At 68.4% G+C, this 15,431-nt stretch carries 14 protein-coding genes; 6 read left to right on the top strand and 8 right to left on the bottom strand.

Annotated elements, in window-relative coordinates:
* The first annotated feature begins 218 nt into the window (after nucleotides 1-218).
* Nucleotides 219-1,649: an Ig-like domain-containing protein gene (locus ABZU75_RS04605; RefSeq protein WP_355549483.1), complete on the top strand. Its 1,431-nt coding sequence runs from the start codon at nucleotides 219-221 to the stop codon at nucleotides 1,647-1,649.
* A gap of 491 nt (nucleotides 1,650-2,140) precedes the next feature.
* Here the strand turns inward: ABZU75_RS04605 and ABZU75_RS04600 are convergent, their stop codons facing one another.
* The gene (locus ABZU75_RS04600) at nucleotides 2,141-2,692 is read right to left on the bottom strand and encodes a helix-turn-helix domain-containing protein (protein ID WP_355549481.1); all 552 of its coding nucleotides are present in this window, start codon (nucleotides 2,690-2,692) and stop codon (nucleotides 2,141-2,143) included.
* Nucleotides 2,693-2,871: 179 nt separating this feature from the next.
* Between ABZU75_RS04600 and ABZU75_RS04595 the strand changes: the two genes are divergently transcribed.
* The 4 genes from ABZU75_RS04595 to ABZU75_RS04580 all read left to right on the top strand — a co-directional run bounded on the left by ABZU75_RS04595 (nucleotide 2,872) and on the right by ABZU75_RS04580 (nucleotide 6,177).
* Nucleotides 2,872-4,047, top strand: coding sequence for an FAD-dependent oxidoreductase (locus ABZU75_RS04595; protein ID WP_355549479.1), 1,176 nt, complete (start codon nucleotides 2,872-2,874; stop codon nucleotides 4,045-4,047).
* A 75-nt stretch (nucleotides 4,048-4,122) separates the two neighbouring features.
* The gene (locus ABZU75_RS04590) at nucleotides 4,123-5,337 is read left to right on the top strand and encodes a cytochrome P450 (protein ID WP_355549477.1); all 1,215 of its coding nucleotides are present in this window, start codon (nucleotides 4,123-4,125) and stop codon (nucleotides 5,335-5,337) included.
* A gap of 73 nt (nucleotides 5,338-5,410) precedes the next feature.
* On the top strand, nucleotides 5,411-5,611 hold the full coding sequence (locus ABZU75_RS04585) for a ferredoxin (protein WP_355549474.1): 201 nt from the start codon (nucleotides 5,411-5,413) through the stop codon (nucleotides 5,609-5,611).
* Between the two features lie 221 nt (nucleotides 5,612-5,832).
* Nucleotides 5,833-6,177, top strand: a complete 345-nt coding sequence (locus tag ABZU75_RS04580) for a hypothetical protein (protein WP_355549472.1) — start codon at nucleotides 5,833-5,835, stop codon at nucleotides 6,175-6,177.
* Nucleotides 6,178-6,353: 176 nt separating this feature from the next.
* Here the strand turns inward: ABZU75_RS04580 and ABZU75_RS04575 are convergent, their stop codons facing one another.
* Nucleotides 6,354-8,624: a 5'-nucleotidase C-terminal domain-containing protein gene (locus ABZU75_RS04575; RefSeq protein WP_355549470.1), complete on the bottom strand. Its 2,271-nt coding sequence runs from the start codon at nucleotides 8,622-8,624 to the stop codon at nucleotides 6,354-6,356.
* Nucleotides 8,625-9,064: 440 nt separating this feature from the next.
* On the opposite strand from ABZU75_RS04575, the gene ABZU75_RS04570 reads away from it, so the two are divergent.
* Nucleotides 9,065-9,196 (top strand): hypothetical protein, encoded by a 132-nt coding sequence (locus tag ABZU75_RS04570; RefSeq protein WP_355549468.1) that lies wholly within the window; start codon nucleotides 9,065-9,067, stop codon nucleotides 9,194-9,196.
* A 16-nt stretch (nucleotides 9,197-9,212) separates the two neighbouring features.
* On the opposite strand, the gene ABZU75_RS04565 is transcribed toward ABZU75_RS04570, so the two are convergent.
* From ABZU75_RS04565 to ABZU75_RS04540, 6 genes are all read right to left on the bottom strand, one after another.
* The gene (locus ABZU75_RS04565) at nucleotides 9,213-10,109 is read right to left on the bottom strand and encodes an aminoglycoside phosphotransferase family protein (protein ID WP_355549609.1); all 897 of its coding nucleotides are present in this window, start codon (nucleotides 10,107-10,109) and stop codon (nucleotides 9,213-9,215) included.
* Between the two features lie 274 nt (nucleotides 10,110-10,383).
* Entirely contained in the window at nucleotides 10,384-10,755 is a 372-nt protein-coding gene (locus ABZU75_RS04560) for a hypothetical protein (RefSeq protein ID WP_355549466.1), read from the bottom strand.
* A gap of 66 nt (nucleotides 10,756-10,821) precedes the next feature.
* The gene (locus tag ABZU75_RS04555; RefSeq protein ID WP_355549464.1) at nucleotides 10,822-12,435 is read right to left on the bottom strand and encodes a hypothetical protein; all 1,614 of its coding nucleotides are present in this window, start codon (nucleotides 12,433-12,435) and stop codon (nucleotides 10,822-10,824) included.
* The gene (locus ABZU75_RS04550; protein WP_355549462.1) at nucleotides 12,432-13,400 is read right to left on the bottom strand and encodes an ATP-binding cassette domain-containing protein; all 969 of its coding nucleotides are present in this window, start codon (nucleotides 13,398-13,400) and stop codon (nucleotides 12,432-12,434) included. Before ABZU75_RS04550 ends, ABZU75_RS04555 begins: the two co-directional genes overlap by 4 nt.
* Nucleotides 13,401-13,443: 43 nt before the next feature.
* The gene (locus tag ABZU75_RS04545; protein ID WP_355549460.1) at nucleotides 13,444-13,887 is read right to left on the bottom strand and encodes a hypothetical protein; all 444 of its coding nucleotides are present in this window, start codon (nucleotides 13,885-13,887) and stop codon (nucleotides 13,444-13,446) included.
* A gap of 163 nt (nucleotides 13,888-14,050) precedes the next feature.
* Nucleotides 14,051-15,385 (bottom strand): histidine kinase, encoded by a 1,335-nt coding sequence (locus ABZU75_RS04540; protein ID WP_355549458.1) that lies wholly within the window; start codon nucleotides 15,383-15,385, stop codon nucleotides 14,051-14,053.
* Nucleotides 15,386-15,431: the final 46 nt, after the last annotated feature.

The following is a 15,431-nucleotide window of genomic DNA, read 5'->3' as shown; positions in this document are numbered from 1 at the left end:
GTGTCCTTACCTCGCCCCTTCCTTCCCGTTCATCCGCGCCGGAGGCTTCCCCCTGGACGTTCCACCTCTCCGGTGCGCGGCGAGCACCGCAGGTCCCGCCTGCGACACGAAGATCACACAGCTCGTCACCTGACGCGATGAATCGAACACAGAGAGTAGCTTCGTTGTGAAGTCGATCTACGAAGACATCCCTAGGACAGACTGGGAGTTCAACGTTGATGTCACAACGATCCGGATCCGCGCTCACCGCGCTGGCCTGCGCCCTGTTGACACTGCTGGCCACATCGGGAACGCAGGTGGTGGCCAGTGCCGACACGCACGCCGCCACCACCGCGCGGCAGGCTGTCACGCAAGCCGCCGCGCCCTGTATCCGGCCAGGGCAGACGACCTACCCTGTGGACTACTACTGGAAGAACGCGTTCGGCATGAGGCTGGGCAGCGGGTCGGTCTCGGTCGACACCTCCCCATCCCTGTGGGGCGGGCAGATCACACCGGGCGACACCTTCACCCTCACGCTGGCGCACCGCACGGCCCAGTGGCCGCTGCTGGTCAGGAGCTACACCACCACGTGGGACCTGTCGTCACTGCTGGCAGGCGCCGATGTCGTCGGCCAGTCGGGGACCGGCACCATCAGCGGCAACACCCTGTCGATCACCTCGCCGGGCACCAAGACCGACCCCCCTGCGAAGGTCATCACCTTCCGGGTCAGGCAGGGCACCATCGGGGGCGGCATGACCATCCGGCCGACCGGGATCAGCAGCGTCATCGCCGCTCCGGGCCAGCTCGGAGGCAACACACCCGCTCCCCCGATCCAGATCGTCGGCGGGCAGTCCATCTCGCCCACCAGGGCCGCCGACGACACCGCCACCACCACCGTCATGCGGGGCACACCAGTCAGCGTGCCCGTCCTGGCCAACGACACCGCGACCGCACCGACGATCAGCAGCGTCACCAAGCCCGGCAACGGCACCGCGACGATCTCCGGTAGCAACGTGATCTACACACCCGCCGCGGGCTTCAGCGGCACCGACACCTTCACCTACACCATCACCACCGCCTGCGGAACCAGCACCGCCACGGTCACCGTCACCGTCATCTGCGACTACACACCGGTCAACCTGGTCAACGGCAGCTTCGAGGCGCCACCCGTGGCCACGGTCGACTGGTCCATCTCCGACGCCTCCACCAACCCGAGTGTCGGCTGGCACACCACCGCCACCGACAACAAGCTGGAGTTCTGGCGCGGCGGCGCGAGCGGAGTCCCGGCAGCCGACGGCCAGCAGTTCGCCGAGCTCAACGCCACCCAGGTCTCCACGCTCTACCAGGATCTGCCCACCGTTCCGGGAACACCGATGACCTGGTCGCTGTATCACCGAGGCCGCCTCGGTACCGACGTGATGCGGGTGCTCATCGGCGCACCGGGCGCGACCGTGGCTCAAATCCCCACCGGGGCCTCCTCCGCGGACATCTCCGACGACAACACCGCCTGGGGTCACTACACCGGGGTGTACGTCGTACCTCCGGGACAGACCACCACACGATTCGCTTTCGAGTCGGTGTCGGCTGCGGGAGGCACCCCGACGGCCGGCAACTTCCTGGACGGCGTGGTGTTCGAGGCGCCGACCTGTCCTGCGCGAAAGGCCGGCTGACCGCCGACGCGCATCCGCAGTTCCCCGGTGACGGCCGGACATACCTAGAAGAGCCCCGCCGCAGCGTTTCCGCTGGCGACGGGGCTCTTCTGCGGTGTGGCAGGGGTAGCGGGCGGTTGCCCGCCGAAACGGTCCTGAACCCTTCCAGGCGAACCGGCACCTGGCACGCCTCCAGGCGGCCGTCAACGGGCCCGCCCCGATCTCGCCGGGGTGCGGAAAGCCGGAGCGATCTCCCCGGCGGGGGACGGCGACGGCGGGTCAGGCCACCCGGGAAGCCGGGGCCATGAAGGTGTCGCAGGCGCCGGGAGACCAGGCGTCGAAACCGCGTCCCAGCCGGTGAACGCGGTTCTTGCCCGGACTCCCCACCCGGCAGGCGCCAGGCACGCCGGTCAGGTGTCCGAAACGCGCTCGTTATCGGCGCCGTCGGCATCCTCGGCACGGCATTCGCCGTGGCCCTGTCCGCCCCGGCCGGCGCCGACGACACGTGACGATCAGACGTCGATGCCCTTGCGCAGGAGCAGCCAAGCACGGTCGGCGGTCTCACGCCGGGTGTCCGCCGGTATCTTGGCCAGGAGCGCCGCGATCATGCCGATGGCCGTGACCAGGTCGTCGGCGGTGACGTGCTCGCGTACCCGGCCGGCCTCCCGCGCCTCGGAGAGCAGGCCCTCCAGCAACTCCGACACCCGGCCGCGCACATGGATGAGGCGCGCGTCGGCCGAGGCGCTGACCACGTCGATGAACGCGGTCGAGGTGATGGCTCGCTCGGTCATCAGCGCCAGCATGTCGTCGAGGGTGGTGCCGGGCTCCGCGGCGAGCACTTCGATCTCCCTGACGCCGTCCTCGAACACGGCCAGCGCGAGACTGACGCGGTCGGGGAAGTGCCGGTACAGGCTGCCCTGGCCGACTCCGGCCGCACGTGCGATCGAGGTGAGCGGCGCATCGTATCCATCGGCGGCGAACACCTCGCGGGCTGCCGCGATCAGCGCCGCCCGGTTCTCCGCCGCGGCGCTGGGGCCTCTGTTGGGTCGCCGTGCGCTGAACATGACACCTACCGTAGCAACCGGACTATATCATCCGGTTTGTTGACTCCAGACTTCAACACCTCTCGACACATGTCAATGACAGGGTCTACGGTAGCAACCGGACGGTTCAGTCCGGTTGTGGTGGCACGTCACCACCACGGCTCGCCGCCATCGCCCGCTTCGATCGAAAGGAACCGCGCTTGACCAGCCCTGAGAACGTCCTGATCGTGGGCGCTTCGGCAGGCGGCCTCGCCGTGACGGAGGCACTGCGGCGCAAGGGCTACCGCGGCGAACTCACCGTCGTGGGCGCCGAACGGCACCCTCCCTATGACCGGCCGCCGCTGTCGAAGCAGGTGCTGGCGGGCACCTGGGAGAGTGAGAAGGCGCACCTGCGCTCCCGAGACGACCTCGCCAGGCTGGAGGCGGAGTTCGTGCTCGGCGATCCGGCGACCGGACTGGACACCGCCGCCCGCGAGGTCCGAACCGCCTCCGGTCGCGTCCTGCGTGCGCAGACCGTGGTTTTGGCCACCGGCCTGGTTTCCCACCGGCTCCCCGGTCAGGACGACCTGGCGGGCGTGCACGTCCTGCGCACCCTCGACGACGCCCTCGCCCTGCGCCGGAGCCTGACCACGGTGGACAAGCTCGTCGTCATCGGCGAGGGCGTGCTGGGCGCGGAGATCGCCGCCACCGCCTGCGGCATGGGACTCGACGTCACCCTCGCCGGCCTCGGCCACGCCGTCATGGCCGACCAGCTCGGCGGCCTGGTCGGCACGGCGCTCACATCGCTGCACGCCGGTCGCGGCGTCCGGCTCCGGCTCGGCGTCGCCGCCGAGGCCCTCACGGGCGACGACGGCCGCGTCACCGGAGTGCGGCTGGCCTCCGGCGAATCGCTGCCCGCCGACGCCGTCGTGGTGACGATCGGATCCCGCCCGGCCACAGGCTGGCTCGACGGCAGCGGGCTGGCCATCGGCGACGGCGTCGAATGCGACTCACGCTGCCGCGCCGCCCCAGGCGTCTACGCCGTCGGCGACGTGGCCTCCTGGCACCACGAAGGGCTGGGCAGGCGATTGCGACTGGAGAACCGCACCAACGCCGTCGAGCAGGCGCAGATCGTGGCGGCCAACATCCTGGGCGAGGACCGCCCGTATGTCCCCATCCCCTACTTCTGGACCGACCAGTACGACGTCAAGATCCAAGCACACGGCTTCCTCACCCCCGAAGCTCAGGTGAACGTGATCGAAGGCGCCCCCGAGGAGAACCGATTCGTCGCCCACTACAGCGTCGGCGGCCACATCACCGGAGTGCTCGGCTGGAACATGGCCAAGGCCGCCCGGGTGCACCGCCAGAACATGGTCGAAGCTCTCGCACGGCTGTGAGCGCTCGCGACCCGATGCCGAAGCAAGGTCACACCCCGTCAACGACCACAAAAACGCCCTTCCGAGGAGAAGCCGATGAGCCAGAACGAGCAGGTCCTGAGCTATCCCATGCCCAGTGAGGCGGCGTTGGAGCCGCCGGCGGAGTGGGCGGAGCTGCGCCGGCAGTGCCCGGTCGCGCGGATCACGTTGCCCAGCGGTGACGAGGCGAAGCTGCTGACCCGTTACGAGGACGTCAAGCAGGTGCTGGCCGACCCGCGCTTCACCCGCCTGCTGAACGCACCCGACGCGGCCCGGCTGTCGGACAACGAATCCGGCGGGGTGTTCAACACCGAGATGGCCCAGATCATCCCCGACAGCGGGGAGGGTCACCAGCGGTGGCGGCGTCTGGTCGGCAAGTACTTCACCGCCAAGCGCATGGCCGCGCTGCGGCCCGTCATGGCGGAGATCGCCGAGCGGCTCATCGACGACATGGTCAAGCGCGGCGGGCCCGGCGACCTCAAGGCGTCCCTGGGTTTCCCGCTGCCCGTGTACGTGATCTGCGACCTGCTCGGAGTTCCCGCCGCCGACCGGGACCGATTCGCCCACTGGTCCGACGCGCTGCTCAATCTCACCCGCTACAGCCAGGCGGAAATGGACGCGGCGCAGGCCGAGTTCGTCCAGTACATGTCCGACCATGTCACCGCCAAGCGGGAGCGGCCGGGCGACGACCTGCTCAGCGCGCTGATCAAGGAGAGCGCCGCCGAGGGGCAAGGTCTGACCGACGTCGAACTGCTGGTCACCGGGATGGCGCTGCTGGTGGCCGGGCACGAGACCACCGCGAACATGATCGGCAAGATGGTCTCCATGCTGCTGGTCGACCGCGCCCGCTGGGAACGGCTGCTGGCCGACCCGTCGCTGGTGCGTTCGGCGGTGGAGGAGTCGCTACGGTTTGACGCCAACTCCGGCTTCGGCCTGCCGCGCTACCTGAAGGAGGAGACCGAGGTCGACGGGACGGTGCTGCCGCGCGGCACCACGGTGATCTGCAGCATGGCCGCGGCCAACCGCGACGAGAGCGTCTTCGACGGCGCCGGCGACATGGACCTGAGCCGCAGCCCGAACCCCCACCTGGCCTTCGGCTCCGGCGCGCACTCCTGCCTGGGCCAGTCGCTGGCCCGCACCGAACTGCAGGTCGTGCTCGAGGTGCTGCTGCGCAAGCTGCCGTCCCTGCGACTGGCCGTCCCGGCGGAGGAACTGCAGCGGGTGGACGGCCTGGTGGTCGGCGGCCTGCGCGAAGTCCCGGTGCACTGGTGACGCCGCTCCTGTGGGCCAACACGACGCGCGTACGAATGCCGGTGACACCTGGCCGGCCAGAGAGGAACCCCGCATGAAAGTCACCGTGGACGAGGCCAAGTGCTGCGGCGCGGGCCAGTGTGTGCTGATCGCACCAGAGGTGTTCGACCAGCGCGAGGACGACGGCATCGTCATCCTGCTGGAGTCCGAACCGGCCGAAAACCTGCACACCACGGTGCGTGAAGCCGCCGCCGTCTGCCCCGCGGCCGCCATCGAGGTAAGCGAGAGTGCCTGAACGTTCTTCGCGGACGTGATGCCGATGCTGCGGCTTCCCCGCTTGCCGCAACGAGAAGCCGCAGCACGAGGACTGTCCACGCCGCCGCACGGCCCTCCCACCGCCCGTCGTCCGGGCGTGCGGCCGTGGGCGACAGTCCCCCCATCGTCATCTAAGTACCTGTACTCAAGCCCGCACATCCCAGACGATGCAGACTCCGGATCATGCGACCAATACGAGCCGTGAGCCGCTATGTCTCCCGATACGACCGAGGCACCTTCGCCCTGGTCATCGCCGGCTCCTACGCGCTGCTCGTCATCGCCGCAACCAGCTACGTCGAAATCAGCACCCGCCAACCGGGCAGCCAGGGCTTGGAGGCACTGGTGCTGCTCGCGATCACCTCCCCGACCTCGCAGCTCTTGATCTTCCTGCCAGTTGCCTCACTCAACCCGACGATCTCTCTTTTGATGTACACCGTCACCGGACTGTTCCAAGCGTGGATCCTCTGGCTGATCGCACGCGGGCGCAGGAAAAGCGCGCCTCCGGCGGCGGCGCCCGGCTCCGGGACGACCGACGTTCCAACGTAAGAGCCGTAGATGGCTGAGAGGCTGGTCAGAATCGTGCGCCGCGCAGGGCCGGGGGCCCTTGGGGAGGCACGTCAGTTGGCGCCGGTGGAGCTATGAGGCTCCACCGGCGCCGAGCTGTGATGCGCCCAGCTACGAGCTGAGCGGTCGCCGCTCCCGTTGAAAGCGCGACAGGTACGTCAGCGGACGGTGTGCCGGTAGGTGTGGGAGTAAGAGTCTCCGGCCTTCGGCGTCACGACGAGGGTGAACGTGGTCTGGCTTCTGTCCTCGGAGGGTACTCCGGCGGCGTTGACACCCACCTGAACCGTACAGGTGATTTCGTTCGTCTGCCCGGCGCGAAGTTGCACGTTATCGCACCCCTTCACGTGGCCGTACTGAGGCGTGACATTCGCGACAGCGCCGGCGAACTCGGTGCTGACCCATACGGTGAATTTCGCGGTATGGGGCCTGCCACGCTGAAGGATGTCGGGTAGCCCGTCGGAGTCACCGAACTCCACACCGAATCCGGTGCCGCTGACCGCCACGGTGGTCGGGCTGTTGGAGGCGCTGCTGTCGACGACCACGTTTCCCGTGTAGGTCGTGCTGGCGGTCGGCTGGAACGCCACGGACACGTCGCAGGAGGCGGCCGAGGCCAGCTGGCCCTTGCACGTGTCATCGGAAACGACGAAGCCCGAGGGCACTTCGACGGAGTTGACGGTGATCGTGGACTGGCTGGTGTTGGTGAACCGCACCGCCATCGGCTCGCTTCGTTCCCCTGTCCGCTGCTTTCCGAAGCTGAGTGCGGTGGAATCGGGGGTCAGGGTGGGGACGGTGTCCAGGACCAGGACCGGCTGGCCCTGGACCACCAGACGCCAGTCGACCTTTGCGAATTCGGCCGGGTCGATGGTCTTGTGCTTCACAACCCAGTCGATGATTTCGTCCCTCACCTCGGTCAGTGGGTTGAAGACGATCGGAGCACTGGCGATGTGGGGTGCGTTGCCACCGCCGTTCTGACGATAGTTGTTGGTCGCGACCACGAACTCCTTGGCGGGGTCCAGGGGCGCCCCGGCGTAGGAGAGGTTGACGATGCGCTGTCCGGCGGGCTGGGAAATGTCGATGTCGTAGGTCAACCCCCCTGCGACGTCGTAGTTGTAGGCCGGGCCGTTACCGGCCACGGTCCCCGGCTTGAACGGGCCGGGCGTCGACACCTGCTTGAAGTACTTCGCCGACCACTCCAGGAAGTCCTTCATCTGGGCGCCGTTCATCTTCACGCCGATCAGCGTGTTGTCGTAGATGTACGCTCCCGCCATGTCACGAATCGTGACGTTTCCCTGGGGGATGACGGCCTTGGCGTCGAAAGGCGCGGCCAGAGAGAGGACCGGGAGGGCTGCCTCGGGGGTGCCCGCGAGCCCCTTCTTCACGACCTCCGCCTGGACGTAGTTGATGAAGTCCAGCGCGGGCACGTCCTTGTAGTGGGCCTCACGCATTGGCATCGTCTCAGGGGATTGCCCGATGACGCCATTGACGTGGTCGACCACCTTCTGATGTGCCGCGCTCGTCAAGGCGACGATCTTCGGGTCGTCAGCCACGGTGCTCGCCTGCAGCAGCTTGGACGACTTCGAGGCCACGCTCCACTGACCGTTGACCTTCGCGAAATCGATGTCGATGACACCAAGAGCCTTGCCCCAGGAGCCTGCCATGGTGACAAGCACCTGCTTACCCGTGGCCTTGTTGGTGACGAGCTGCTGCGGGATCTCGTTGTGAGAATGCCCGGCGATGATCACGTCGATGCCGGGGACCTCCTGGGCGAGCAGCGTGGAGGCATTCTCGGGGAATGGGATCTGGTCGCCGTACGATGAGCCCGTGCTGGTGCCGGAGTGGACGGAGGCGACGAGGATGTCCACACCCTGATCGCGGATGATCGGTACGTACTTCTTCGCCTCTTCGACGATCCCGTTGAACCGAAGTCGCCCTTCAACGTTGGACTTGTCCCAGATGGCGGAGCCAGGTGTGGTCAGACCGAGGATGCCGACGCGGATCGGATCGCGCCCCTCGATCGACATCGTCTTGATGATGTAGGGGGTGAAGGCGGGCTCGCCGCTGTTCCAGTCGTGTACGTTGGCGCCGAGTATCGGGAAGTCGACTTGCTTTTCGAACGTGCGCAGAGTCTCGATCCCGTAGTTGAACTCGTGGTTGCCCAAGGTCATGGCGTCGTAGCCGAGCGCGTTCATCGCTTGGGCCATCGGGTGAACCGTGCCCTTGGTGATCGGCTCGGTCCTGGCGTAGTAACTACCCAGCGGCGTGCCTTGAATCGTGTCGCCGTTGTCGAGCAGCAGCGTGTGGTCTCGCCCCTTCTCGGCCCGGACCTTTTCGACGAGGCTGGAGACCCTGGTCAGGCCACGCCCCGTGTCTGCTTTGTCCGCATAGTAGTCCCAGTTGAAGAGGTGGGTGTGTAGGTCGGTCGTGTTCATGACCGTGACCGAGACGCTGTCGTCGGCGGCCGGCTCGGCATATGCGGCCGGCACTCCTATCGCGACGAGGCCCGCTATCGCGAGGGTGACGATGCCTGCTCGTCCGCGAGAGCCAATCGAGATTCTTGGCACGCTGGACAGTCCTTCCTTTTCGGTTGGCCCAAATGGATCGCCAGCATAGGACCTATCTCGAACCCCGCGGTGAACACGAAATTACGCACACCCCTCGGTGACCTGGCTGTTTCAACGGTCCGGCCAAGGATTTCCAGTTGACTCGCCGGGGCTACAAAATCGGACAACGTGGAATCGTTTTCTGGAGATGCGCGCGGGCTCGGTTACAACGGTTCGATAGCCGGGCGTCGATGACAGGCCGCAGCGTGCGTCGTTCGTCCACAGCGCCTCGGCGCCGGGCATCTCCGCTCAAGGACCTCATGGCCCGGATGGGGCACGACAACCTGAGGGCGGCGATGATCTACCAACACGCCGTACGTGGGGCGGACGCGGTGATCACCGATGCGATCAACAAGCAGATCCAAGCGCGGGATGTGGCCGATGAGAAGCCCGCAGGATGATCCAGATCATTCAAGCTCAGGCGAGCGATTTGTCTGCCATGATGCGTTCCAGGGTGCGTTGGCCCATCCTGCTCATGGCCGGGTTGGTTTCGAGGTAATACCAGACGACCCCCATCGCCTGTACGAAGGCCCACGCTTTGCCTCGCTCCCATTCAAGGTCGTCACACCCGAGGTCCATGCGGAGCACCTGCCGCGGCCCGGCTTCGAGCAGATGCCAGGCACTCACGAGATCCAAAGCAGGGTCGGCCGGTCCGAAGCCGCCGACGTCGAGAATTCCGGCCAGCCGACCAGCGCACACGAGCACGTTGCCAGGAATGAGATCACCATGGGTCATCATGTCGGCTGCTTCGCGCGGCAGACTTCGAAGATCTTTCCACATTTGGCGAAGCCGGCGAACGTCCAGGAGTTGTTCGCTGTGCTTGAAACAGGTCTCCATCCACGCGTCGTGGGATTGAAGGTCGCCTCCCCGGCCCTTGCCGGCAAACGATCGGCCACGCGTGTCGAGTGCGCGCAGCTCATTGATGAGATCGGCCAGGTCGTGGGCAAATGCGATAGATTCGCCCGGGTCCTCGTTGGTGGCCACGACGCCGGGCAGCCAAGTCTGCACCGACCACGGAAGCGGGTATCCCGCGCCGGGTTCACCGAGCGCGACCGGCTCGGGCGTGGGAAACCGTGTGCGACCTGCCAGCTCGCGGGCTGCTTCCGCTTCGGACTCCAGCCAGCGTCGCGTCGAGTCGACGTCCTCGGGTTGTAGAGGGAACCGAGCTGTGAAACGGTCGCCGATACGAAAGATGGCGTTGACCGTCCCATGGGCGGCGATGCCCGTGATGGGCAGTCTCCGCCACTCGGGGAACTGCTCATCTACCAAGGTGCGCACTGTCTCCGGGGTCACCGTCAGCTGGTTGGCGTGCATCTTCACGCCGGGAGCCTTCCGCGTCCCAGTCTTCTCCTGCAACGTGTTTTCGGCTTTTCGGCCCCCGCATGGCGGCTTCGGGCCATGCCGCCAACCGTAAGACCGAACAGGCTCGGAAACGATCGGGACCCGGGTCGGGATCCACTCCCTGACCTGGGCCGCTATCGACTCCTGTCACGAGACTGCGAGTACCTGATCACGACCTCGGAAAGTGTCATCGGTACCTGTGCCGCCGAGGCGGCCGCAGGTGATGTGCGACCGTCCCACCGCCGGTTCAGTTGCCGCCCCCGTTCAGCGCGTAGCACTCCACCTCGGAGCGGCGATAGGTGAGGCCGCTCCGCACGGAGTCCTGCACGCACTGCTTCTCGCTCTTGCTCAGCTTGAGTTCGCCGCACACGGTGATGCTGGAGTACGTCCGGCAGTCGAGGCCGGGGTTTCTCGCCCCGATGATGTAGGTCCGCCGGACCTCCGCGCGGCACTCCCGCCGGGCGGCGCTGGTATCGGCGTACCTGCACTGGTTGAGGAGGATCCGATATTGCTCCCGGCTGACCTGTTGTTTGCCCACGCCGTCCATCGGGTGTCCGGCGCCGGCGGTGGCGAGCGTGGTCATCGCGGCGAGCGCCGCAACACAGATGATCTTATTCATAGCGCACCCCCACTGCTACCTAACGTTACATTCCACCCATATCGCGCGACCAGGTGGGATGCCGGATCACCTCACGGCGTGCCGTGCCGTACGGACCGCCAGGGCGGCGCACACCAGGAGTAGGGCGAGGCCGCCCACGGCGAGCGGCGACGGCCCGGCCGGAAGCCCTCCCGACTTGACCACGCCCATGTAGTCCAGCGCCGCGACGCCGTTGAAGGCCAGGTACCACAGGCCGAGGTAGACGACCTGGAAGACCCGGTGGGTACGGCAGGCCACGCCGAGAGCCAGCGCGAGCGCGGGAACCAGGAGCGCGCCCCCCGCCCAGGCACCCGCCCCGGCCCAGTCGGCCGTGGCCGCCATCCGCACCGCGGGCGCGATCCCGGTCACGACGGTGAGCGCCACCCCGGCCACCCACTCCGCCAGAAGCCCGCGCCGCATCGTCGGGTAGGCGCCGAGCAGCCCCTCCAGGCCGTGTTCGACTCGTTGGGTGCCCAGGCGGGACCAGACCAGCACCGGCCATACCCAGGCGAGAGGGAGCAGCGTCGCGGGCTCCGGAGTGGCGAAACCGGCCACGGTCACGGCCACGACCACGAGCCACCACCACGGCGAGACGCCCCGAAGGAGGACGCGCAGCTCACCCGCGAGGAGCCGCCAGAAGGCCCGGCCACGTACCGGCGCCGTCATCGTCACCGGGAACCCGGGACGGCCGACGGGTCCGCCCATGCCGGGCTCTCCCCGGACACCGCGCGGGAGGTCTCCGAGGATCTCGTCCTGAGCCCCCTCCCGGGCCTTGCCCGGCTCGGACAGCACGGTGCCGGGACCGCGCGCGGGATCGAACCTGCCGAACCAGAGCGCGGGCAGCAGCGCCACGGCGATCCCCACCGCGAGAAGGACCAGCCGACCCTCCAGGAAAGCCGCGTCGGGGGTGAAGCCGTCCCATCGGAAGGTGCGCAACGGCTCGGCCACGGACGTCAGGCCGAGGCTGAACTCCCGGCCGCTGACGCCGATCCCTTGCTCGACCAGGGCGGCGCGCATCGACTCGGCCGCCTGGCGCACCCCGATGCCCCCGAGAGGAGCGTTCCGCGTCTGTCCTCCCATCAGCAGAACCATCGAGACGACGAACCAGACGACGTTCCCCACGCCGCCCCGCAGCAGCGGCACGGTCTCGAACAGCACCGCCGCCGCAGCCGTCAGCACCAGCGGGGGCAGCGTGATCAGCGCGAAGGGGAGCAGCAGCGCGATCGGATCGAGCGCGCCGGACTCGCCCCGCGCGAACTGCATCAGCGGCGCCGCCACCGCGAGCACGCCCGCCATCGAGGCGAGCACCAGGAAGTTGCTGAGGAACTTCCCGATCAGATATGCCGATGTGCGGAGCGGCGAGGCGGCGAGGATGTGCCCCACACCGGTGCGCTCGTCGCGGGCGATCGCGTCGCGTACGACGTAGAACCCGCCCATCGTGAGCCACAACGCGCCGGCGAGGGCGGTGACCGTTCCGATCCATGCGCTGGTGTAGACGCCTCGGTACCCCCCGACATCCATGATCACCCAGTGGGAGCCCGCGTCCGGCACGGCCAGGCAGGCGAGGCCGACCGCCGCCAGCAGGGTCACCGCGTACGCGGGACGCCGTACCCGCTCCCGGAAGTCGGCGACGGCGAGCGCGATCGGCGCCCGGGCGGTCACCGGGTCACCGCCCGTCCACCTGTGCCCCCCGCGGTGCCCACGGCCTGCGGAGCCCGTGCGGCGGGACCGTTGATGACGGCGAGATACACATCCTCCAGGTCGGGCGCCACCTGTACGGCGTCGCCTCCCGGCGGCGTGGGCGACAGGAACCGGAGGCGCGTCCCACCCGCCGTACGGATCATGCGGCTGATCACGTACCGCTCCCGCATGGCGACGGCGTCGGACGGCCCGGCGACCGCCTCCCACACCTGGCCGTCCACCTCCCTCAGGAGCTCCTCCGGGCTGCCACGTCGTAGCAGCCGTCCCCGGGCCACGATCGCGATGTCGGACGCCACGGACTCGATGTCGGAGACGATGTGCGTCGACAGCAGCACCACCCGGTCCGCCGCCAGGTCGCTGAGCATGGTGCGGAACCGTACCCGCTCCTCCGGGTCGAGCCCGGCCGTCGGCTCGTCCACGATCAGCACCCGGGGATCGCCCAGCAGGGCCTGGGCGATCCCGACCCGGCGCAACATGCCGCCGGAGTACGCGCCCAGGGGCCGCCGACCGGCCTCGGTGAGGTTGACCAGTTCGAGCAGTTCGCCGATGCGCACCCGCGCCGAGCGGGCCGACAACCCCTTGACGGCGGCCAGGTAGGAGAGGAACTCCCCGGCCGTCAGGTGGGGATAGACGCCGAAGTCCTGCGGCAGATAGCCGAGAGCCGCGCGGAGTGCGTCCGGCCGGGACACGACGTCCGTCCCCTCGAAAAGGACCTTTCCGCGAGTCGGGCGGGTGACCGTCGCGGCGACCCGCATCAGCGACGACTTCCCCGCCCCGTTGGGGCCGAGGAGACCGAGCAGTCCTGCGCCGAGACGCATGGAGATGCCGTCCACGGCCCGTTTACCTCCCTTGTAGACCTTGGAGACATCCACCAGTTCGAGCATCGGTGTGCCCGTCGTCGCCGCGTGATGCGATGTGCCGTTCACCCGTTTTATCCGTTTCATCGGTGTAGTTCGGTGTAGTTCGGGGTCATTTCACGCCGGTGGAGGCGGCGGCGGCGCCCGTGCCGGCTGTGCCGGTGGAAGGCTTGCCGGCCGAGGGCGTACCGCGCAGGTCCGTCTTGCGGCCGTCGCGCAGGACCTTGACCTCGCGCGGCACCTCGACCCTGAACCGGGCCGAGCAGTCGGCCCACCCGGAGCAGTCGGCCCGCAGGTTGAGCGTCTTCCCGTCCAGGGACCAGCTCGACGACGGATTGGTGCCCTTCACGTCGAACCAGAGGGTGACCTTGATGTCCTTCCTGTCCGCCGCGACCAGGTCCGTCGGGGTTTCGTGCGCCCGCACGTCCAGCGTCCTGCCGCTGAACGGGAAGGTCGTCTGGTGCGGTGTCGCGTTCGAGGCGTCCGCGCAGCCGGTGAGGGCCGCCGCGGCCACGAACGCCACCAGGGCACAAGTCATCGTCTTGCGCGTAATCATCAGATCCTCCGATGCGTGGGGATTGGGCATCCCGAGCAGGATCCAGCCTCTCGGCGCTCGGTGACATCTGCCGTTCGGCAGATATCCGGCGCCTTCCCCACGCCCGTGCCGCTGGAGGCGCGGCACGCGTTTCGGCGGGTCCCCGCCCCCCCCCTGATCGGACCTACAGCGTCACGGCGCGCGAAGGAGAGTCAGGGCCCGTCCGGGCGTTCGGCACCGGTAGAACTGCTCTGACCTGCCACCCCTTCCCATGGCGGCCGGTGGTGAGCGTGCCTCCGAGCGCCTCGACCCGCTCGGCCAGGCTGATCAGGCCGGTACCCCCGCCAGGCCGGTCCTTCCCCGTCAATGCCTGCGGGCGGTCGCGCCGGTCGCCGCCCGCCCCTCCCCTCCAAACCGTGAGGACGCCCGCACCGGCCACGCCGCCGTCGTCGACGACGGACACCTCCAGTGCGGAATCGGCGGCACGGACGGTCGAGACGAGCACCCGGGTCGCCGAGGGCGCGTGTCTCCGTACGTTGGTCAGCGCCTCCAGCACCACGGCGTAGGCGGTGCTTTCGATCTCTCGCGGCAGCGTTCCGGCCGTCTCGTCGGCCGGCTTCTCCGGCCGTTCGCCGTTCGGATCACTATCCGGAGCACCGCTCCGATCATCGGCCGGTTCTTCGGCCCGCTGGAGTTCGGCCGGGATCCCTCCCGTCGCGGAGAACCGGCCGACCAGGTCGGGCAGGTCCGCCAGGCCGTACATCCTGGTCGGGGGCGGCTCCGCCGCGGCTCGCTCGTCCGGGTCGCGCAGCGCGCTCACCATGTGGTCCATCGACGCGAGCGCCCGCAGCCCGGCCTCCTCGATGCGTACGGCGAGGGCCCGCGCCCCCTCCGGATCCTGGTCGGCGAGTTGCGCCGCCTGGGCCTCCAGCACGATGCCGGTGACCTCGTGGGCGACGAAGTCGTGCAGGTCCCGGGCCACGTCGAGCCGCTGGGCCCGGCGTGCCCGTGCCACCGCGCGCACCCGCCGGTCGTCCAGAGACCTGAGGTACAGCGCGATACCGGCCACCACCGCCACGGGGAAGAAGGACATGAAACAGACGAGGATCGACGTCTCCGCCGTCGGGTTGGGCATGCGCAGCGTGAGGCGCAGGGGCAGTTCGAACGTGACCGCGACGCCCAGGGATGCCCCGATCACCGCCGCCTGCCATCCCGGCAGCCGCCGTACCACCCTCCCGAGGAGGAGCAGCAACGCGCACATCTCGACGGGAAGCCAGAGCCCGACGAACTGGTGCCGTCCCTGGTAGACGAATGCGACGGCGAAGGAGACCACCGTGACCAAGCCCGCCGCCCCGGCGAGCGTGATCCCCCGGTACGGCCAGCGCGACAGTGCGGCGGCCATGGCCAGCGTGGCCGAGCAGGCGACGACGAGCGCGCTCGGAGGCGCGAGTACGGCCGGGACCGGCACCATCACGACGACCATGGCGCACAGGAAGGCGCGGATCCGGCTTCGGGTCATGAATGTGAGCGTACGCAGCGCTATCGACCAGCGTTGTCTTGATAAA

The sequence above is a fragment of the Streptosporangium sp. NPDC005286 genome, from assembly GCF_040607515.1.
GTDB lineage: Bacteria > Actinomycetota > Actinomycetes > Streptosporangiales > Streptosporangiaceae > Streptosporangium.
This window is presented reverse-complemented; position numbering and strand designations above follow the sequence as displayed.

What these genes read in the sequence shown, in the direction of transcription:
- ABZU75_RS04605 (WP_355549483.1), top strand. Translation starts at nt 219, where the DNA reads ATGTCACAACGATCCGGATCCGCGCTCACCGCGCTGGCCTGCGCCCTG.
- ABZU75_RS04600 (WP_355549481.1), bottom strand. Translation starts at nt 2,692, where the DNA reads ATGTTCAGCGCACGGCGACCCAACAGAGGCCCCAGCGCCGCGGCGGAG.
- ABZU75_RS04590 (WP_355549477.1), top strand. Translation starts at nt 4,123, where the DNA reads ATGAGCCAGAACGAGCAGGTCCTGAGCTATCCCATGCCCAGTGAGGCG.
- ABZU75_RS04585 (WP_355549474.1), top strand. Translation starts at nt 5,411, where the DNA reads ATGAAAGTCACCGTGGACGAGGCCAAGTGCTGCGGCGCGGGCCAGTGT.
- ABZU75_RS04575 (WP_355549470.1), bottom strand. Translation starts at nt 8,624, where the DNA reads ATGAACACGACCGACCTACACACCCACCTCTTCAACTGGGACTACTAT.
- ABZU75_RS04570 (WP_355549468.1), top strand. Translation starts at nt 9,065, where the DNA reads ATGGGGCACGACAACCTGAGGGCGGCGATGATCTACCAACACGCCGTA.
- ABZU75_RS04565 (WP_355549609.1), bottom strand. Translation starts at nt 10,109, where the DNA reads ATGCACGCCAACCAGCTGACGGTGACCCCGGAGACAGTGCGCACCTTG.
- ABZU75_RS04560 (WP_355549466.1), bottom strand. Translation starts at nt 10,755, where the DNA reads ATGAATAAGATCATCTGTGTTGCGGCGCTCGCCGCGATGACCACGCTC.
- ABZU75_RS04545 (WP_355549460.1), bottom strand. Translation starts at nt 13,887, where the DNA reads ATGATTACGCGCAAGACGATGACTTGTGCCCTGGTGGCGTTCGTGGCC.
- ABZU75_RS04540 (WP_355549458.1), bottom strand. Translation starts at nt 15,385, where the DNA reads ATGACCCGAAGCCGGATCCGCGCCTTCCTGTGCGCCATGGTCGTCGTG.